The sequence below is a fragment of the Neoactinobaculum massilliense genome (assembly GCF_900604955.1).
In the GTDB taxonomy this organism is placed as follows: domain Bacteria; phylum Actinomycetota; class Actinomycetes; order Actinomycetales; family Actinomycetaceae; genus Neoactinobaculum; species Neoactinobaculum massilliense.
Genome location: NZ_UWPE01000001.1, coordinates 1,168,483 through 1,189,366 on the forward strand (window position 1 = coordinate 1,168,483; position 20,884 = coordinate 1,189,366).

The 20,884-nt window shown below is 63.3% G+C and carries 12 protein-coding genes and 1 pseudogene; 7 read left to right on the plus strand and 6 right to left on the minus strand.

All coding sequences use genetic code 11. From position 1 onward, the window contains the following. Positions 1-117: 117 nt before the first annotated feature. The 6 genes and pseudogenes from glgX (at position 118) to glgB (ending at position 11,520) form a co-directional block, all read left to right on the plus strand. Positions 118-2,319: a glycogen debranching protein GlgX gene (gene glgX, locus EIH27_RS05035; RefSeq protein ID WP_241152973.1), complete on the plus strand. Its 2,202-nt coding sequence runs from the start codon at positions 118-120 to the stop codon at positions 2,317-2,319. A gap of 112 nt (positions 2,320-2,431) precedes the next feature. Continuing rightward, entirely contained in the window at positions 2,432-3,529 is a 1,098-nt protein-coding gene (trpS, locus tag EIH27_RS05040) for a tryptophan--tRNA ligase (protein ID WP_124039830.1), read from the plus strand. A gap of 462 nt (positions 3,530-3,991) precedes the next feature. Next, the gene (locus EIH27_RS05045) at positions 3,992-5,980 is read left to right on the plus strand and encodes a maltotransferase domain-containing protein (protein ID WP_277424091.1); all 1,989 of its coding nucleotides are present in this window, start codon (positions 3,992-3,994) and stop codon (positions 5,978-5,980) included. Beyond that, positions 5,980-7,797: a maltose alpha-D-glucosyltransferase gene (gene treS / locus EIH27_RS05050; protein ID WP_124039831.1), complete on the plus strand. Its 1,818-nt coding sequence runs from the start codon at positions 5,980-5,982 to the stop codon at positions 7,795-7,797. Before EIH27_RS05045 ends, treS begins: the two co-directional genes overlap by 1 nt. A gap of 552 nt (positions 7,798-8,349) precedes the next feature. Continuing rightward, positions 8,350-8,925 (plus strand): annotated as a pseudogene (locus tag EIH27_RS07965) (phosphotransferase); the annotation flags it as partial. Positions 8,926-9,348: 423 nt separating this feature from the next. Then, the gene (gene glgB, locus EIH27_RS07970) at positions 9,349-11,520 is read left to right on the plus strand and encodes a 1,4-alpha-glucan branching protein GlgB (RefSeq protein WP_241153005.1); all 2,172 of its coding nucleotides are present in this window, start codon (positions 9,349-9,351) and stop codon (positions 11,518-11,520) included. A 165-nt stretch (positions 11,521-11,685) separates the two neighbouring features. On the opposite strand, the gene EIH27_RS05060 is transcribed toward glgB, so the two are convergent. The 3 genes from EIH27_RS05060 to EIH27_RS05070 all read right to left on the minus strand — a co-directional run bounded on the left by EIH27_RS05060 (position 11,686) and on the right by EIH27_RS05070 (position 15,629). Continuing rightward, positions 11,686-12,714 (minus strand): sugar ABC transporter permease, encoded by a 1,029-nt coding sequence (locus EIH27_RS05060; RefSeq protein WP_241152974.1) that lies wholly within the window; start codon positions 12,712-12,714, stop codon positions 11,686-11,688. Next, positions 12,714-14,213, minus strand: coding sequence for an ABC transporter permease subunit (locus EIH27_RS05065; protein WP_124039833.1), 1,500 nt, complete (start codon positions 14,211-14,213; stop codon positions 12,714-12,716). Before EIH27_RS05065 ends, EIH27_RS05060 begins: the two co-directional genes overlap by 1 nt. Before the next feature lie 153 nt (positions 14,214-14,366). Continuing rightward, on the minus strand, positions 14,367-15,629 hold the full coding sequence (locus EIH27_RS05070; protein ID WP_124039834.1) for a sugar ABC transporter substrate-binding protein: 1,263 nt from the start codon (positions 15,627-15,629) through the stop codon (positions 14,367-14,369). 274 nt (positions 15,630-15,903) lie between these two features. On the opposite strand from EIH27_RS05070, the gene EIH27_RS05075 reads away from it, so the two are divergent. Continuing rightward, entirely contained in the window at positions 15,904-17,637 is a 1,734-nt protein-coding gene (locus tag EIH27_RS05075) for a glycoside hydrolase family 13 protein (RefSeq protein ID WP_206424884.1), read from the plus strand. Positions 17,638-17,665: 28 nt separating this feature from the next. Here EIH27_RS05075 and EIH27_RS05080 read toward each other — a convergent pair whose 3' ends face one another. The 3 genes from EIH27_RS05080 to EIH27_RS05090 form a co-directional block, all read right to left on the minus strand. Then, a complete protein-coding gene (locus EIH27_RS05080; protein ID WP_124039835.1) occupies positions 17,666-18,580 on the minus strand; it encodes a tetratricopeptide repeat protein in 915 nt (304 codons plus the stop codon). Between the two features lie 98 nt (positions 18,581-18,678). Continuing rightward, complete coding sequence (locus EIH27_RS05085) at positions 18,679-19,701, minus strand: DUF8094 domain-containing protein (RefSeq protein ID WP_124039836.1); 1,023 nt, start codon at positions 19,699-19,701, stop codon at positions 18,679-18,681. After that, positions 19,694-20,824, minus strand: a complete 1,131-nt coding sequence (locus EIH27_RS05090; protein ID WP_124039837.1) for a hypothetical protein — start codon at positions 20,822-20,824, stop codon at positions 19,694-19,696. The genes EIH27_RS05085 and EIH27_RS05090 overlap by 8 nt, the downstream gene beginning before the upstream one ends. Positions 20,825-20,884 lie beyond the last annotated feature (60 nt).

Genomic DNA, 20,884 nt, shown 5'->3' on the forward strand with positions numbered 1-20,884 from the left:
GCGGCCACCCCTTCCCGCCGCCCACCGCTACTCATCTGCCAGCGATTATGCCTACCGCCGGTCGCTCTCCTCTCGATTACCGCTAACCGTGCCCCCACTTCCTGCCATAATGGCTAGGTGGCCAAATTAAACGTGTCCGGGCCTGTGTATCGCCCCGGGGTGGATGGTGCGGTACGTCCGCAACCCGGTACACCTCTCGTTCCCGGCGCCACGCTCACGGATACGGGCACGGCATTTGTGGTGGCCGCCCCCAATGCGGCCTCCGTGGCCGTATGTCTCTTCGATGGCTCGAAAGAGCGCCGGTTTGCGCTGACCCGCGTGGGGCACGTGTGGGCGGGACACGTGGATGGCGTGCGCGCGGGGACCGAATACGGCTACCGCGCGTTGGGACCATGGAACCCTGCCGGCGGCATGTATTTCAACCCAGCCAAACTGCTACTAGACCCCTATGGCCGTGCGGTGACGCGCACCCCCGAATTAACTCCTGCCCTCTACGCGCACACGGTCACCAACCAGCTGGAGCCCGCCACCACGCCCTGGGAGCAGTCTCACCTTGATTCCGCACCCGTTCAGGCGCGCTCGGTGGTGCTGCCGGATCAGCCGGCTCACACCGCTCATCCGTTTACGCCGTGGGCACGCACGGTGGTGTATGAGGCCCACGTGAAGGGGATGACGCGCCTGGCGCCCTGGCTACCGGAGGAACTGCGCGGCACCTACGCGGGTATGGCCCACCCGGATACCATCCGGTATCTCAAGGATCTGGGCGTGACCGCCGTGGAGCTGCTTCCCATCCACGCGAAAATGAGCGAACCCCACCTGGCCAGCAAGGAGCTCACAAACTACTGGGGCTACTCCACACTGGGCTATTTTGCCCCGGAACCTAGCCTCGCCACCGTAGCTGCGCAGGAGGCGGGGCCGGCCGCCGTCGTCGCCGAGGTCAAGCAGATGGTGGACGCTTATCACCGCGCCGGCCTCGAAGTAATCCTGGATGTGGTGTACAACCACACGGCCGAGGGTGGGCCGGAGGGTCCCACGCTCTCCTGGCGTGGCCTCGATGCCTCCGCCTACTACATGAGGGATCCGGGTAACCCCGGGCATTTCGTGGACACCACCGGCACCGGCAACACGCTGGATTTCCGCCGCCAGGATGTGGTGCGCATGGCGCTGGATTCCATGCGCTACTGGGTACGCGTGATGGGCGTGGATGGTTTCCGTTTCGATCTGGCCGTGACGCTTGCCCGGAAGGGCGATCGTTTTGACACCAACCACCCCTTCTACGTGGCCGCGGCCACGGATCCAATACTCGAGCATGTCAAGCTGTTCAACGAGCCCTGGGATGTGGGGCCCAACGGGTGGCAGACGGGTAACTTCCCGGAGCCCACAGCGGATTGGAATGATCGTTTCCGCGATTCGGTGCGAGCGTTCTGGGTGTCTGACCGGGGTGCGATCGCGGCGGGGGGCGCCGGCGGGGGCATGCGGGGTCTGGCCACCCGGCTGGCGGGATCGGCGGACATGTTTGGCCACGGCCACTATCCGGGCGGGCGGGGGCCAAACGCGTCCGTCAACCTGGTCACCGTGCATGACGGCTTCACCCTCCGCGATCTGGTGTCCTACAACTTCAAGCACAATGAGGCGAACGGCGAAGAGGGCCGGGACGGCACCGCAAATAATCGTTCCTGGAACCACGGGGTGGAGGGGGACGCCGGGCCGGACGGCACTTCACTCCCGGGAAACGTGGCCGTGCAGCGCAAGCAGACCATCCGCAACCTACTGGGGACGCTGCTGCTCTCCGCCGGTACACCGCTCCTTCTAGCCGGCGACGAAATCGGCCACACCCAGCACGGCAATAACAACGCCTACTGCCAGGACAATGCGCTCACGTGGACCAATTGGGATCTGGCGCCGTGGCAGAAGGAGCTCCGTGCCACCGTGCGCTATCTCATTGGGCTACGCCGCGAGCACCGCGTGCTGCGTCCCGCCCATTTTTATACGTTCATGTCCGAGGATACGGATGCGCTTCCCGACCTCACCTGGTACGCGGAGAACGGGGAAAGAATGCCCGAGTATCGCTGGTTTGATCGCGCGAACCGGCTGCTGCAAATGCTTCGCTCCGGGCATTCGGACGACGTCGATGCCCTGCTGGTGTTGAACGGTGCCCCCACCCGGGTGGTCACCTCACTGCCTCAGGGGCGGGGCGTGCCATTCCGGCTGGTGTGGGATTCCACGTGGCAGGTGCCGCGCGGGCGTAACCGGGTGTACCGCGCGGGTGCGACGACGTCGATGGCGCCCTTCTCCATGAGGCTCTACCTGGCCGGATAGGTGTTGCCCGCCGAAACGGCACGCGGCCAAGCGCGGGTGCCCGATACGCGAACGGTGAGACGGGCGGGGTGCTCCGGCGTCGTACACTACCCCCAGAGCGAAAGGACAACGAATGAGCCAGCCAATCGAGGACACGGAGATCACCTCCGCCACCCTCCAGCATGCCGAAGCGATTAGCGCCAAGATCGACGCCGCTATTAAGCGTGACCCCTCGGAGTTCCGCGTGCTGACCGGGGACCGCCCCACGGGGAACCTGCATCTGGGGCACTATTTTGGTTCCCTACGCAACCGCGTCAAGCTTCAGCGTGAGGGCGTGGAAACCTGGCTGGTGATCGCGGACTTCCAGGTAATCACAGATCGAGATGGTACGGGCCCCATCAAGGAGCGCGTACATTCCCTCGCCACGGACTACATCGCGGTAGGTATCGACCCGGACAAGGCGGTCATTTTCCCACACTCCCAGGTGCCGGGCCTCAATGAACTGATGCTCCCATTCCTGTCCGTGGTGACCGATGCGGAACTGCGCCGCAACCCCACGGTTAAGGCGGAACTGGAGGCCACGAATGGGCGGCCCATGTCCGGCCTCATGCTCACCTACCCCGTGCACCAGGCGGCGGACATTCTGTTCTGCAAGGCGAACGTAGTGCCGGTGGGCAAGGATCAGCTTCCGCACCTGGAGCAGGCACGCGTGATCGCGGACCGCTTCGAAGCGCGCTACGGCCATCCGGCGGGGCAGGACCACCCGGTGTTCCCGCGGCCCCAGGCGCTCCTTTCCGAGGCGCCGTCAATCCTGGGGCTGGATGGCACCAAGATGTCTAAATCCAAGGGCAACACCATTGAGATCGGCATGAGCGCGGACGAAACCGCCAAGCGCATCAAGAAGGCCGTCACGGACTCGGATCGCCACATCACCTACGACCCCGAGCACCGGCCGGAGGTATCCAACCTGGTGCTCCTCACCGCGCTGGCCTCGGACCGCGATCCGGTGGAGGTGGCCGAGGAGATCGGTGATGGCGGCGCGGGCACGCTCAAGAAGGTGGCCACCGAGGCGATCAATGAGCACATGGCCCCCATCCGCGCCCGCCGCGCGGAATTGGAGGCGGACCCCTCCTACGTGGACGGCGTGATTCGTCGCGGCATCGAGCGCGCGAATGAGCAGGCGAACGCCACGCTCCATGAGGTACTCGAGTCCCTCCAGATGAGTTACTAGAGCAGAAGGTCAGCGGGGCGCCTAGGACCGAGCGCCCCCATTGGTACGCGCGGGCATGGTCCCACTGAAATTCCGCGAAATCACCCGCATACCAACACGTGACCTCGGATACATTGAGTGCACATTTCCGGATAGGGTAAAGGAGTGAACGCGAAATCTTCCAAGGCCTCATCCTCCCGGCGGTCGTCTGCCGCTCAGCGTCAAACGGCCGCTTCCGGCACCTCAATGACGAGCGTGCAGGCGGCCGCCGCAGCTAGTACATCCGCCAGGCCCGCTACCGATACTCAACGTCGCGTCAAGAAGCCGACCACCAGGACCGGCAAGGCCACAGCTGCAAAACCGGCCCCCGCAACCGCTGCGAAAAAGACCGCGGCGGCAAATACCGCCGGGACCACTGCGGCGTCGGCGAAGAAAACCGCCACAAAGCGTTCCCGCACCACAAAAAAGCGCACTTCCCTGCCCGTGATACCCACACCGGCACCCGTGGCCACACTGGGCCGCATCCCCATCATGCACGTGACACCGCAAATCGAGGGCGGTTCCATCCCCGCGAAGGGAACCGAACATGAAGCCTTCCCCGTACAGGCCACCGTCTGGCGTGAAGGCCATGATCTGTTCGGCTGCGAGGCCGTCCTGGTAGATCCGAAGGGAGCCGAAGCACAGCGGGCGCCAATGAAGCTAGTAGGCGAGGGCGTAGGCCGCTACGAAGGCTGGCTCACCCCCGACTATCCGGGCGATTGGCAGTTCTTTGTACGCTCGTGGAGCGATCCCGTGGCCACCTGGCGGCGCAACGCGGAGGCGCGGATGAGCGCGAACCAGGATACTGAACTCGCCATGCTGGAGGCCCGCCAACTCCTTGAACGCGTATCAAAACTGGTGGAAAAGGGCAGCGAGGATGCGGCCATCCTGGAGGACACTCTGGCCGTGGTGGACCGCCAGCACATCTCCTCTCAGGTCCGCTTCGAAGCGGTCATAGCGCCGGCTATCCAGGATATTTTCGCGCGGCATCCGCTCCGCGAGCTGGTGACGGAATCGGGCAGATTCCCGGTCCGGGTCGAGCGACTCCGCGCCCTTGAGGGCGCCTGGTATGAGATTTTCCCGCGTTCGGCCGGCGCCCGCCTCAGTGCGGACGGCACGCCCATCCCTGGCACCCTGCATACGGCCGCCAAGGAGCTGGATCGTATTGCCGGCATGGGATTTGACGTGGTGTACCTGACCCCGGTGAACCCCATCGGCACCACGGCGCGAAAAGGCAAGAACAACGCGCTCACCGCGGGCCCGGGCGATCCCGGCTCCCCCTACGCTATTGGCTCGGCGGACGGCGGGCACGATGCCATTGATCCGGGCTTGGGCACGGTGGCGGATTTTGAGGCGTTCACTGCCCGCGCCCACGAACTGGGGCTGGAGGTAGCCCTTGATTTCGCCCTCCAGTGCTCCCCCGATCATCCCTGGCTCACCGAGCACCCGGACTGGTTTGTGCACCGCGCGGACGGCACTATCGCCTACGCGGAAAATCCGCCAAAGAAATATCAGGATATCTACCCGCTGTACTTCGATAAGGACCCGGAGGGGCTCTACCGGGAGATTGTGCGCATCCTTGAGGTGTGGATTGACCGCGGCGTAACAATTTTTCGCGTGGATAACCCGCACACGAAGCCGGTCCCCTTCTGGCAGCGCCTCATCGATGAATTCCACCGTACCCACCCGAACATCGTGTTCCTCGCCGAGGCCCTCTCCTCCCCACAGATGCTGCTGGGCCTGGGTGCGGCCGGCTTCTCCCTCTCCTACTGCTACTTCCCCTGGCGCACCGAGAAGAAGGAGCTGGAGGACTACCTGTGGGAGGTCAGCCGGGAAACAGATGACCGCATGCGTCCCATGTTTTGGCCCGTCACCCCGGATGTCCTCACGCCCTACATGACGGATGGTGGGGCTCCCGCCTACCGGATTCGGGCCGTACTCGCGGCCACCGGCGCTCCCACCTTCGGTATTTACTCCGGCTTCGAACTGGTGGAAAATACCCCGCGCCCCGGATTTGAAGAGCCAAATGACAACGAAAAATATGAGATCAAGGTCCGCGATTTTAGTAGGGACCCCTACGGTCTAACCGCTCTTCTCACACGGCTCAATGCTATCCGCAAGGCTCACCCCGCACTGCGCCGACTGCGCGGCCTACACATCAACCCCACCACGAATCCGTCCATCATCTCCTACACGCGGCTCGCGCGCCCCGAGGAGAGCCCGGACGGGAAGCCGGACGCGGTCATCGTCGTCGTGAACCTGGATCCTCATAACGTTCAGGAGGCCTCCATTGAGCTGGACACGGCGGCACTGGGCGTGAGTGAGTTTACTGTCCGCGATGCCCTCACCGGCTCCACGTACCGGTGGAACGCCACGCCGTTTGTGCGCCTGGATCCCACTCGTCCCGCGCACATCATGGAGGTATCCGCCTAGTGTCCACCCCATCCCTTCATCCCGCGCGGTCTCTCCCCGAGGTTGAGCCCGCCACCCGCTCGGGGCTCAACAATGACCCCGAGTGGTACCGGCACGCCGTGTTCTACGAGGTGCTGCTGCGTGCCTTCGGCGATACGGATGCCAGCGGGAGCGGGGATTTGCGCGGCCTCACCACCCACCTTGACTACCTGCAGTGGCTGGGAGTGGACGCACTGTGGATTCCGCCGTTCTACCCCTCCCCCATGAAAGACGGCGGGTATGACGTTGCCGACTACACGGCGGTGGATCCCCGCTACGGGACAATGGATGATTTCCGCGCCATGGTGACAGAGGCTCACGCACGCGGTATTCGCATCATCATTGACCTGGTGGTTAACCACACCTCCGTGGACCATCCATGGTTCCAGTCTTCCCGCGCACACCCGGAAGGGCCCTACGGGGATTTCTACGTCTGGGCGGATGACGATGCCGGCTACCCGGACGCCCGCATTATTTTCGTAGATACGGAAACATCCAACTGGACCTTTGATCCGGTACGCAGGCAGTACTACTGGCACCGCTTCTTCTCCCACCAACCGGACCTCAACTATGAAAACCCGGCCGTGCGCGCCGCGATATTGGACGTGTTCCGCTTCTGGTGCGATCTGGGCGTGGATGGGCTGCGCCTGGACGCCGTCCCCTACCTCTTTGAGGAGGAGGGGACCAATTGCGAAAACCTCCCCCGCACGCACCGGTTCATCGCCGAAATCCGGGCCATGCTGGACGCCGAATACCCGGGCACGGTGCTGGTGGCGGAAGCAAACCAGCCGCCGAAGGATGTGGTGGCCTACTTCGGCACCGAGGATGCGCCCGAGTGCCACATGTGCTTCCATTTCCCCGTCATGCCGCGGATTTTCTACGCGCTCCGAGATCAACGCGCCACCGCCATCAAGCAGGTGCTGAGGGAAACACCCACCATTCCAGTGCAATCCGGCCAGTGGGGCACCTTCCTGCGCAATCATGATGAGCTCACCCTGGAAATGGTGAGCACGGAGGAGCGCGCCCACATGTACGGCTGGTACGCGGAGGATCCGCGCATGCGCGCCAATGTGGGGATTCGGCGGCGCCTCGCCCCGCTGCTGGGAAATTCACGCGCGGAACTGGAACTTGCCCACGCCCTCCTGCTTTCCCTGCCCGGCTCCCCCTACCTCTACTACGGCGATGAGATAGGGATGGGCGATAATATTTGGCTGCCGGACCGGGACGGCGTGCGCACCCCCATGCAGTGGACTCCGGATCGTAACGCCGGTTTTTCCACCGCGGATCCGGGCAAGCTCTATCTTCCGCTTATCTCCTCGCTGGCGTTCAACTACCAGGCCATTAACGTGGAATCGCAGCTCTCCCAGCCGGCCTCCCTACTCCATTGGGTGCGCGGCATTTTGGAGGTGCGCGCCCAGCACCCGGTGATGGGCGACGGCGCCTTTGCCCTGCGCGAAACGGATAATGAGGCGCTCCTGGCATTCACCCGCGCGAATGCCAGCGAAGTCATGCTGTGCGTATTCAACCTGGCGAATACACCGCGCGCCGGGCGGGTCACCGTGTCCGAATACGCCGGCTGGCATGCCCAGGATGTATTTGGCGGTGCCGGCTTCCCCAGCATTCTTCGGGATGGCACCACCACGCTGACGCTCGGCTCGCGAGACTTTTTCTGGCTAAAACTCACTCCGCCGGTCACCTCCACGGTGGCGCCACCCGAGGGGGTGGCCGCCGAACCACGCGACGCGGACACGGAGCATCTGGTTGCCCCCTATCGTTCGGCAACCGAAAGGGAGGCATAAATGCGCGATTTGCCCGAGGATATCGGCACCTGGATCCAGGGTGCCCGCTGGTACCGAGGTGAGGGTGGGCCGCTTGCGCTCACCGCCGCCTGGGACGTGTCCGCCCTCCTGGGGGCCGCCGAAGCGCCCGCCGCCGAGGTATCCGGCAGCGATGCATTTGTGGGTGCCGACGCCGAAGGTGGCACGTCAGATAGCAACGCCCGCGTTGCCGATGGGATGCCGCCAGCCGACGCCGCCGCGGGCGGGGTGCTAACCGACGCCGTCGTCGCGGGCGGGGTGCTACCGGCCGATGCCCCGCCGGTGACCGAGGGCGGCGAACGCATGCTGTGGCTGGTGGTATCCGGGGATGGGCTCGCCTACAACGTACCGCTCATTATCAGCGGCGCCGAGGTGCCCACCGGCGTGACACCCGTGGGCACCTGGGACACGCTGAACGCGTTTGACGCCACGGATCACCCGGCGGGCCAGCGCGCCATACTGCGGCTGGCCACCACCCCGGTTACGCTCGCGCTGGGCGGCGCCACGCTCTCCGGCCACCCGGCCCAGGACGGCATGTTCCGCCCCGCCCGTGCGCGCCGGCTCGCCTCGGAGCAGTCCAATACGTCCATCATCTACACGCCCTCCTCCGGCCCGCGCATGATTATCAAACTGTTCCGTGTACTCACGGAGGGTGCCAATCCGGACGTGGAGCTCACCAGGGCACTCTCGGGTAGCGGAACGGTTCCCACCCAATTCGGCGCTGCCCGCCTCACCCAGGATGGCCGTGTACCCGCCGATGTGCTGGCCGCCGCCGAATTCCTTGAGGGCGCCCGGGATGCCTGGCAGGTGCTCACGGCTTCGCTTCCCACCTCCACCGGTGTGCTGAGCGAGGCGGATAACGCCTCCCTCGAGGAACTCGGCGCCCTCACCCGGCGCTTCCACACGGCACTGGCCAGCGCCTTCCCCACCCGCCCAGCCACGGAACAGGATCGCACCAGGCTGCGCGCCTCATGGGATGCGCGTGCACGCGCCGCCGCTCAGCATGCGCCAGCCCTCACGCCGTACCTGGAACGCATCGCCGCCATATTCGATGAAGCTCGCCGCGCACCCTGGCCGAATCTGCAGCGTATCCATGGTGACTACCACCTGGGGCAGGTGGTCGACGTGCCCGAACGCGGATGGTCCGCACTGGACTTTGAGGGCGAGCCGCTGCGTCCGCTGGCTGAACGACGTCGTCCAGACCTCGCGCTCCGGGACGTGGCCGGCATGCTCCGCTCCTTTGATTATGCGGGCGGTCAAGGTGAACGCGACGGCGGCGCCCCCGAAACCATGCGCGCCTGGACCCAGGCGGCGTCCTCCGCATTTCTTCGCGGTTACGGGGAAATTCCCGCCGCCTATCAGCCTCTCCTGCGCGCCCTCATCCTTGATAAAGCTCTGTACGAAATCACCTACGAGGCGGTATCCCGCCCCACCTGGCTGAACATCCCGCTCACCGGACTACGACGGACACTGGAGCCCGCCAGCCCACAAACCGAGGCTGCTACCGCCGCCCCGCTCACAGAAGGAGAACTCATGTCCAACTACGTTGAGGTGGATCCGAACGTCCTCGACGCCGTGTCCAATGGCTGGTACTACGCACCGCATGACGTGCTGGGGCCGCATTCAAACGGGGAGACGGTAACGATTCGCACCATCCGCCGCCTCGCCGATCAGGTGTGGATTAAAACAAAAGAGGGCCTCACCGAGGCCGTCCACGAGTTCAACGGAGTATGGCGCGCCGTACTCCCCACCTCGGAGGTGCCGGACTATCGCGTGGTAGCGCGCTACGGGGAACACGAGGACGTCAGTGATGACCCGTATCGTTTCCTCCCCACCCTCGGAGAAATGGACATCTATCTCATTGGCGAGGGCCGGCATGAGGAATTGTGGAAGGTGCTCGGTGCACACGTGTTCCACTACCCCTCTGAGCTGGGGACGGTCACCGGCACCGCGTTCTCCGTGTGGGCACCGGATGCGAAGGCCGTGCGCGTGGTGGGTGATTTCAATGGCTGGGACGGTTCGCTGGACGCCATGCGCTCACTCGGCAGCTCCGGGCTGTGGGAACTGTTCGTCCCGGGTGCCCTCGCCGGTGCCCGCTACAAGTTCGAGATTCAGTACCAGGACCTCTCCTGGCATCAGAAGGCGGACCCGATGGCGCGGAGCTCCGAGTTGCCGCCGGCGACGGCGTCGATCGTTACCGAATCTCACTACGAATGGGGTGATGAGGACTGGCTGGAAACGCGCCGCGACGTCCAGGATGGCCCCATCTCCATCTATGAAATGCACCTGGGCTCCTGGCGGCCGGGCCTCGACTACCGGCAGCTCGCGGACCAGCTGATCGGGCACATCAAGTATCTCGGCTTCACCCACGTGGAATTTATGCCGCTCTCCGAGCACCCGTACACACCGTCGTGGGGCTACCAAGTGACGGGGTATTACGCCCCCACCACCCGCTATGGCAGCCCGGATGATCTGCGCTACCTCGTTGATCGGCTTCACCAGGCTGGCATCGGGGTGATCATGGACTGGGTGCCCGCCCACTTCGCCACGGATGACTGGGCACTCGCCAATTTTGACGGCCAGCCCCTCTACGAGGATCCGAACCCCAAGCGTGGCAGCCAGCCGGACTGGGGCACCCTCGTATTTAACTACGGGCGCCGTGAGGTGAAGAATTTCCTGGTGGCCAACGCCCTGTACTGGCTCGAGGAGTTCCACCTGGATGGTATCCGCGTGGATGCCGTGGCCTCCATGCTGTACCTGGATTATTCGCGCGAAAACGGCGAGTGGGAACCGAATGTGTACGGCGGGCGCGAGAACCTGGAGGCGATCACCTTCCTCCAGGAGGTCAATGCCACGGCCTACCGCCGCAACCCCGGCATCCTCATGATTGCCGAAGAGTCCACCTCCTGGCCGGGTGTCACGGACATGACGGACGCGGGCGGGCTGGGTTTCGGCCTCAAGTGGAACATGGGATGGATGAATGACACGCTCCACTACCTTGAGGAGAAGCCCGTCAACCGCTCCTGGCACCACGGGGAGATCACATTCTCCATGGTGTACGCCTACTCGGAGAACTTCCTCCTGCCCATCTCCCACGATGAGGTGGTGCACGGCAAAGGCTCCCTCTACACGAAGATGCCGGGTGATGACTGGCAAAAACTTGCGGGCGTACGCGAACTATTCGCCTACCAGTGGGCCCACCCCGGTAAGCAGCTCATTTTCATGGGCCAGGAGTTTGCGCAGGTGGGCGAATGGAACGAATCGGACGGCCTGGAGTGGTGGCGGACGGATGAACCCACCCACGATGGCGTCATGAGCCTGGTGTGCCGTCTCAACGAGGTGTATCTATCTCACCCGGCCCTGTGGAGCGATGATTTTACGCCCCACGGTTTTGAGTGGATTGATGGATCCGACGCCGATAACAATGTGCTCACGTTCCTGCGCCGTTCCAAGAATGACGACGACGTTGTGGTGGTCGCGGTGAACTTCGCCGGGATCCCCCACAACGACTACCGGGTGGGCTTCCCGGAACCCGGCCGGTGGGATGAGATCCTCAATACCGACGCCGTTGAATATGGCGGCAGCGGTGTAGGCAATCTCGGTGCGGTTGAGACGGAGGCGGTGGCCTGGAACGGACGCGAACAGTCCGCGCAGATTCAGCTGCCACCCTTCGGCGTGGTGTACTTCGCCAGGCACGCCGAGTAGGCGGGGGCTTCGGAGTCCGGGCGCTAGTCGAGCAGATACGCCCGGCTAGCCATCCGCCGGCCGGTCTGATACCTGCTCGGGCAATGAACTGAATATGGCAGGGCGAGCGTAGGCCAGCGGCCGGGGCAAAGCCCCGGCCGCTGCGGCGTCGTACTACCTAAACAACTATCCCTTCACGGAACCGCCGGTCAGGCCGGCCACAATATAGCGCTGCAGGAACAGGAACAGCAGGAGGATTGGGATGGCCGCAATTACCGCGCCGGCCGTGAACCAGCCCCACTGTTTTTCGTTGCCGCCCACCCAGTTCTGCATGCCGATGGCGAGCGTCCAGTTGTCCTGCGAGGTGAGGACGGTGGAGGCGATCACGTAATCATTGAAGGCGCCGATGAAGCTCAGCAACGCCACCACGGCAAGCATGGGCACCACGAGCGGCATCACGATGGTCCAGAACACCTGAGCGTGGGTGGCGCCGTCAATCTTGGCCGCCTCATCCAGCTCGCGCGGAATCGAATTAAACGTACCGTAGAGCAGAAACGTGTTTGCGCCCAGAGCGCCACCCAGATACACGCAGATGAGCGACAGCTTCGAATCCAGGCCCAGAATCGGCACCACCTGACCCAGCTGGTTGAGCAGCAGGAAAATGGCGATAAAGGCAAGAAGTTGCGGAAACATCTGGACCACCAGAAGGGCGAGCAGTCCTCCCTTGCGGCCGGCAAAACGGTAGCGCGAGAACGCGTAGGCGGCCGTGGTGGCCATGAGGGTGGAAGCGATCGAGGTGATAATACCGATCTCCAGCGTGTTGCCAAACCAGGTCCAGAACATGGTGTCCTGGCCGAGCGCCTGGAAATTCGAGAGCGAAAACGCCGAAAACATGGAGTTCGCCGAGTTCAGGGTGGTGCGCGTGCTCGGATTCAGGGCGGCCGAGAGCACGTAGAGGATCGGGAAGGCCGCATAGATGACGGCGAGGATTCCCACCACATGGCGCCAGCCGACCACACGCCACCATTTACCGGCGGACTCGTGATTCTCGGAGAGCCCACGGCGCTGTGACCCGCCGATGGAGCCGATGCGGACCGAGCTGGTTTGGGCGGCCACACTCGTGCCGGAGCGGGCTGCCGCACGGCCCGGAATCCGGTCCGAATCGGGCCGGCCAGAACTCATCTGTGCGGAGCCGGAATACGTAGCTGCGGACATTACACCGACACCTCCTGGGACTTCTGCGTGCGCGCGAAGCTAATCATCGAAACGGTCCCCACAATGATGAAAATCAGCAGAGACATGGCCGAGGCCAGCCCGTAATCGCGGGTAGCACGGCCGGACATACCCGAAATCTGGTACACCATCGAGATCATGATGTCCGTGGCGCCCACCGGAACAGAGGCGTCGTCGAACTGCGGGCCGCCATTGGTCAACATGTAGATCAGATTGAAATTGTTGAAGTTGAAGGCGAAGGAGGAGATGAGCAGCGGTGTTACCTGGATAAGTAACTGGGGCAGCGTAATGAACCGCCACGCCTGGAATCCGGAGGCACCGTCGATTTCTGCGGCCTCGTTAAGGTCCGCCGGGATGGATTGCAGCGCGCCAATGCAGATAAGCATCATGTACGGGAAGCCCATCCACAGGTTCACGCCGATCACGGAGAGGCGCGCCAACCACGGATCCGAGAGCCACGGTATCTCCGCTCCCCCGAACAGTACCTGGTTGATGAAGCCATACTTCGGATTGAGCATGCCGGCGAAGAGGAAGGCCGTCATAAACGACGGAAATGCATACGGTAACAACAGTAGCGTGCGATATATCTTCCGCCCGCGTACGCGCTCATGGTTAAGCGCCATGGCCAGGAACATACCAAGCAGAAACGTGGTGGCCACACTGAGGAAAGCAAAAGCGAATGTCCAGGCGAGCACACGGAGGAACGGGGTGGCGTAGCGTGGATCAGCGAAGGCTTTCTTAAAGTTATCGAAGCCCACATTCACGCGCCAGCCGATCTTCTGTGAATCGCCGGATGCAGACACATAGGAACCGGACTTTTCATCCGCCTTGTAAATTTCGCCCGTTTTATTGTCGATGATCGCGTCCTGCGCCTCGTCATACCTGACGGTCGACTTGAACACGTAGCCCATGGTGGCCGTCTGCGTACCGATAGCTCCTTCGCTCGCATCCTGGGAGATTGGTACCTTGAGCTGCTGGATGGCCTGCTGGTTGGCGATGATCTGCTGCTGGGTAAGAACCGTGTATCCGGGCACGTCCGTAATGGACGTACCGGAGATCGTGGCGCCTGGGACGTCCTCGAGCGGCGAGGTTGCAGTGCCTGCCTGAACGATGCCGTCATTGTTGATTGCGAAACCCAGATCCGCACCCTTTTGGACGACGACGAGCGGGTAGGTAGGTGATCCCTTCACGCGTTCAGAGGAATTGAGCAGGATAGCGTTTGTGGCGGCTTCCTTGCTCAGCATGTGCTGATTGCCGTAGTTAGTGAACGCAATGTAGCCCGTATACAAAATGACGAAAACTTGGAATATCAGCAGGAAGACCAGCCCCGGCGTGAGATATTTTGCAGGAATCGACCAGTGGGTGAAGTAAATAATGTTCACCACGATCAGAACCACCAGGGTGATCCCGAAAATAACCCACGAGTGTGCGTTAAAAGTCTGCGAGAGGATGTAAAGGCCCAGCGCATCCACCAGTGCCATGAGAATCAGCTTGAAAATGAAGACAAAGGACCAGTTTTTTTGATTGCGCGTCCCGGATTCGTGGCGTGGTGCGCACTTCGGCGCGCGTGTTCGTGTGCCTGCTCATAACGCTCCTTACGGTGGCGCAGCACTGCTGCCGCGCCACCGGTTGTATTACTTGCTAGAGGAGCCGGTGGCACCCTTATTAATCGTGGTGGTCAGATCCCCCACCATCTTGGTCCATGTGCTGGAGGCATCCGCGCCGCCGATAATCTGCGCCTCAGCCACTCCCCATGGCGTCCACACGGAACCCATCTCCGGGATGGACGGCATCGGCTTGGCGTTCTCCGCTGCCTTCGCAAAGCCGGCCGTGAGGGGATCGGACTTGGCCTTGTCTGCCGCGGCTGTTAGCGCCGGGAGACGGTTACCCGCCTTATAGATGGCCGTCTGGGCCTCTTCCGTGGCCATGTAGTCCACAAGGAACTGAGAGGCCACGATGGAGTTCTTCGAGGCGGAGGAAACGTAGAAGCCCTGGACACCCACGAACGGTGCGGCATCCTTACCGCCGGCGGACGGCACCGGATCCACGGCCACGTCAATGCCGGCTTTCTGGAAATCGGAGATCATCCACGGGCCGCCCAGAATATAGGGAGACTCTCCCTTGGAGAACGCGTCCACCGCGATGTCATAGGTCATGGCTGTATCCAGCACGCCCGTACCATTCTTGCCATTGTCCGCAAGGAACTGGGCGAACTTTGTACCGGCGTCACCGCCCATTCCAAGCTCCGTGGTGTAACTGCCATCAGCGTTCTGATTGAACACGGGCGCGCCGAACGAGGTCTGCAGCGCGTAGTAGGTGTAGGGATCACCCTGGTCACTGGTCTGGATGAGGAACGGATACTTGGTGCCCGCAGCCTTACCCTTGGCGATCATCTCATCCCATGTGGACGGCGTAGAATCCGCCAACGCCGCGTTCCGGATGATGGCCGTATTCTCAATCGCGTACGGCAAGCCGTACACCTGACCGTCGTAGGTGAAAGCGGAGGTGGCCACCGGGTTGAAGTCCGAGGCCTTATCGCCCAGCTCGATCGGCACCACAGCGCCATTCGCCGCAAATTCGCCGAGCCAGTCATTGGCACCCACCGTGATGTCCGGGCCCTGGCCGTTGGAGACCTGGGAAAGGAAATCTGCACGAATATCGTTGAATTCCTTGACCACAATGTTCACTTTGTTGCCGGTCTCGGACTCAAATTTGGTGGCCGCATCCTTGAGCGCCGCTTCACGGTTTGAATCCGACCACACGGTAATCGTGGCACCGCCGCCGGCGCCAGCAGATGTCGTGTCGGCACTTGATGCGCTGCCTGCTGTCCCCGAGGAGCAGGCCGCGAGGCCCAGCCCAAGCGTGGTTACAAAAACGAGAGCAATAGATTTACGCATGTCGCTTCCCCTGACTAACGCTCGGAACGCCTATGTGCCGAGCTCTAGTAAATAATAACGGCCAGCCTTCATCTCGCCAGACGCGGAAGTCCCTTGAACTTTGCACGGTAGTGCCGGGGTAGTAGTCCGCGAGTCGCGGCAAAACGGAGGTACGACGCCGCCTGCACCCGTTTTCGTAGGCAGGCTCAAGCGGACGCGCCACGCCGACGTCGTTTCCCGTAGGCTACCCGGTTACACTGGCAGGCCGCGGCGAAAAGCCCATAGGCTGGGAAACATGACCGATCAAGGACGATCCATCCATTCCCCGTGCACCCGCGACCAGTGGTGGCGTGACGCCGTCATCTATCAGATTTATCCGCGTTCTTTCGCCTCCTCGCGGGGGCCGGTGGGCGATCTCCCCGGTATCACGAGCCGCCTTGACTACCTGCGTGACCTCGGGGTAGACGCGGTGTGGCTTTCGCCGTTCTATGGCTCGCCCCAGCACGACGCCGGGTACGACGTTGCCGATTACCGCGCCGTTGATCCGCGCTTCGGCACGCTGGCAGACGCGGAAGCACTCATTGCCCGGGCGCACGAACTGGACCTGCGCGTCGTCGTCGATCTGGTGCCGAACCACACCTCCTGGGACCACCGATGGTTTCGCGAGGCAATCAAGGCAGGCCCGGGTAGCGCCGAGCGTAACCGCTACATGTTCCGGGACGGGAAGAACGGTGGCACGGAACCGCCCAACAACTGGACTTCGGTATTCGGCGGGCCGGCGTGGACACGCGTGGCCGATATTCCGTGGGTGGCCGGCACGCCCGCCGCTGCGGACCGGCAGTACTACCTGAATCTCTTCGACTCCTCGCAACCCGATCTCAACTGGGACAACCCTGAGGTGCACGCCGAGTTCCGCTCCATCCTACGGTTTTGGTTGGATCGCGGAGTGGACGGCTTCCGTATTGACGTGGCCCACGGTCTCGTGAAGGATCCCGCGCTCCCCGACTGGACCGAGCGCACGGAGATGCTCGACGCCGGCACGGACCCGGACCATACCGCCAGCCACCCTGTCGCCCCGGAGCGTCCACCCATGTGGGACCAGGATGGCGTCCATGAGATTTACCGGGAGTGGCGCTCCGTACTCGATGAATACGGACCCGACCGGTTGCTGGTGGCCGAGGCCTGGGTGCAGCCGGAAGAACGCCTAGCCCGTTACGTCCGCGACGATGAGATGAACCAGGCTTTCAATTTTGCCTACCTTACCTGCCCATGGGATCGGGAGGCGTTGCGCCGCGTGGTGGAGGAATCATTGTCGGCCATGGATGCCGGGGGTGCCCCCACCACCTGGGTGCTCTCGAATCATGATGTGGTGCGGGCCGCCTCGCGTTTGGGCCTCACGGTGACCGGTAAGGGACCGAACGGTATTGGTCCGCGTGATCCGCAGCCGGACGCCGAGAAGGGCCGACGCCGCGCCCGCGCCTGGCATATGCTCACGGCCGCACTACCGGGCAGCTATTACATCTATCAGGGCGAAGAACGCGACCTTCCCGAGGCCACCATGCTGCCGGATGATGTGCGTCAGGATCCCGCATTTTTCCGCACAAACGGAGCCGAGTTAGGCCGCGACGGCTGCCGCGTACCCCTCCCCTGGGAGGCGGGTAAGCCAGGCCTGGGCTTCTCGCCAACGGGTGACACATGGCTGCCGCAGCCCGCCGATTGGGAGCGCTTCACGGTGACCCGTGAGGAGGCGGATCCGGATTCGGGGCTCCACTTTTTCCGCCGGCTACTAGCGCGCCGGCGCGCACTCGGCCTGGGCATAGGCGGACTCAAGGATGTATCCCCTGAGGTGGGCGGCCTCGCCTACATCAATTCTGCCGCCAATCACTCACACCCCGACCTGCTTACCGTTACTGCATGTGCACAGCCGGTGCCTTTCCCCGCGGGGTGGCGGCGCCGCGCCTCCTCGGTGCCCTTCGACGCCGCAGCGGCTGTCATACCGCCGGACACCACCGTGTGGTTCACCCGGTAAGTGCCGCCCGTGGGAAAGTTGGGAACCCCTAGAACAGTACGGTGGCCAGCTTGCGCCGAGCGGCCATCACCTCCGGCGCCGTGGTACCCACGGCCTCAAACAATTCGAGCAGGTGCTCACGCGCGCGGTCACGATCGTCGTCGTGCGTAGCGGCAACGGTAGCGATAAGACGGTCAAAAGCGTGCGGGGCCAGGTGTGCGGCAACCTCGGCGTCGGCGGCCGCAATCGCGGCGTCCACATCCGCGGGACCGGCGGCGTCGGCAGCACTTACCGCTTCTGCGGCGTTCGTTTGACCCGCCCGACGGTCCAGGTTAACCCGCGCCAGGCCGGCCTTCGCGGCGTCGTTCCCAGGATTCTGGGTGATCTCTTCCTCATAGATCTGCGCGGCACGCTCCAGGTCCCCCGCACCCAGCGCCTCGCGCGCTGCCAACTCATAGGCGGGCGCCGTAGGCACCGGCTGGTCACCTCCGCCGCTCACCTGCCCGGTGAGACCGTACTGTGCCCCAGCCGTCACCACCTGGTTCACCACGGACTCCAATTGCGCCTGATCCGGGATGCCCTGGAACATGGGCACGGGCTGTGCCTGAATGAGCGCGACCGCTGCCGGTACCCCGCTCACCCCGAACGCCTGCGCCAGTTCGGGCTCCGCCTGCCCATCCGCCACGGCCAGTTGGAAGCGGCCATCATTCTTGGCGGCCAGATCCTCCAGCTTGACGGCCAAATCCTCGCCCGTATCACCGGCCACGAACAGAACCACGATGGGAAGCTGCGTGGAGCGCTGAGCAATCTCGCGGAGGGTTTCGCGGGTGAGATCCACCCGGTAGGGCGCATCAATCATGCCATCCTGCGCCTTTCCGGCCCCGGATCCCCCTGCCGTACCCGGCTTCTGCTTTGCGCCACCGAGCGAACTAAGATCCACCGCACCGCTGAAACTATTCATCATGTTCCTTCCACGCTTTGACTCTTATTCTCTGCGCACACAAAGCAGCCACCCAGAATGTTCGGCCGCCAGCCGAATTAACGCGCAGGTTTTCGCCTGCGCTACTGGTTTTGCACCCCGGTGATAATGGGCGAGGTGGCGGCCACCAGGGTGATCGTGGTGTCCTTAGCTCCCGCCGCCGGCACGTGGAAGGCCACCAGTGTCTCGTAGTTAGTGGTCAGCGTGCCTTTAATATTTACTGTGCCACCGGCCTTATTGGACGCCATGGCGCCGATTTCGCCGCCCACGGTCACCGTGCGGCTGGTATCAGAAACGCTCATGGAGGTGGAGTAGTTGAGGGCGCCGACGATGATGGCACCACCATCCTCGGTACGGAGCGCCAGCGGTCCATCCTCACCCACGGTGAAGGAATGAGTTACGCTGCCTACGCCATCCATTGCTTTCTGCGCCGTATTAATCGTCTCCACCACCTGTGTGCGCAGCGGATCATCCGAGCCACTCGAGGCGTTGTCACCAAACTTCAGCCCCTTGGTATCCCCGGACTGCATGAGCGAGGCGTAGCCGGCAAGAGCCGCCGCGGGCGAGGCCACCATGCCATTGCCGTCATCCTTCCCCACCACCGTGGCGCCGCCCTCTCCCGCCGGAACGGCCGGGACCGTGGCGCCGGGCATGAGCGCAAGAGAACTCCACAGCGCCCAGTTGGTGCGCGCATTCGTCTGCACGTAGAAGTTCAGTGACTGTAGATTCGCATCCTTCTGAAAACCGCTCACCACCATGCCCACACGCGGGTAGCTCCCCGCGTCACTTACCACGGACTCCTGAATCGAATCCGTGACGGCCGGGACCGTATAGGCGTCGCCGAGCACCTTGTGGTAGTTGTACTGCGCTGGCCGCAGCGCCAGGAATGGACAGGTGGCCCTTCCCCCCATCATGGTGGCGTCCTGCGCCTTATCAGCGGCGGTGACGGCCGCACTGATCCGGCTCACCACCGCGGTGAGCTGTTCCTCGGAGAGCGCGGGGCGCGCGGTTGCTGTTGCGGGTGCAGGCTCCGGGAGACCTTTCGATGTGGAGCAGCCGGCCAGGGCGAGTGCCGCAGCGGCCAGTAGCATCAGTCCTTTACGCATTCTCTCCACCCTTCTTTCCCCACAGCTTCCACCAGGTAGAGCTGTGCGTGCTCTTCTTAATCGGCGCATCAATGGCTGCCCGCTCCGCGGAATCGGTGACATCCGCCTGCTCCGCGGGACCGTCCGTATCCGCCGGCGTGGTATCCGCCGCGTTCGGTTCCGAGGCCTGTCCAGATGCGGCTTCCTGCTCATTGATGACCAACCGCGCGGCGGGGTCCAGCGGACGCTGCCGGAAGTCATCGGAGCGTGAGGAGGCGGGGAGAATTTCTGCTCCGAGCCCGCCGGCGGTCATGGCTACTGCCCGGTTTCGGCTTACCGTGCTATCCGCTCCGTCCGCGGCTTCATCGGCAGGTTTTGCCCGGTCCGAATTTTCCTCAACCGAGTAAGCGCGCTCTTCTGTTTCTTCAGCCGGTTCGTCCTTCGGGGCGGCCTCCGTATTCTGCCCCACCTTGGGCATGACGGTGGTCTGGGCGTCAGCACCGTCCACGCGCGCCCGATGCCGTGCCCGTGCCGCCGAGATGGTGCGTGCTGAATCCGCCGCAGCCTGTGCGTCCAGTAGAAGGAGCAGCAGGCCCACCAGTAGCACCACAATGCCAACTACGCTTACCGGCAGGGCCAGCGACGGGCCCGTGGACCGCTGCCAGGTGAGCGTCACGGTGGGCATCGCACCGGACTTGGTGGAGGCAATGAGCGCTTCCTCCCCCGGCAGCGTCACGTTGTAGTCCACGTCCAGCTGGCCGGTATCCGTCTTGGTCACCAACCACATGTCCGAGGCGTTCGCGTTGCCCGTGGGTGCCTTGCCGGCCTCACTGCTTACCTTGAGCTTGTCCACGGCGCTCACACCCTGAATGGTTTGGTGGGCGTAACCGCTGGTGTAGGCGGCCACATCATCCGCGTAGCCTGTTGCCAGGCGTACTTCCTCACCATCCGCCGCCACCCGAATATGAACTGTTTTTCCGCTGAGGTTCATCACCCCGGGTGCGGTGATGACATAACCGTCCCCGGAGGGCCGAGTTTCCCCAGAAATTTCAGTGGATGGACGCCACACGGTGCCCAGCAGAATTCCAATGATGAGGACCACCAACCCCACCACGCTGAGGCCGATACCAGCCGCCTTGCGCATAACCCCTCCGTTCACGGCCTTCGCGAGATAACCTATTCAGCCTAAACCGTAGTGCGTCCC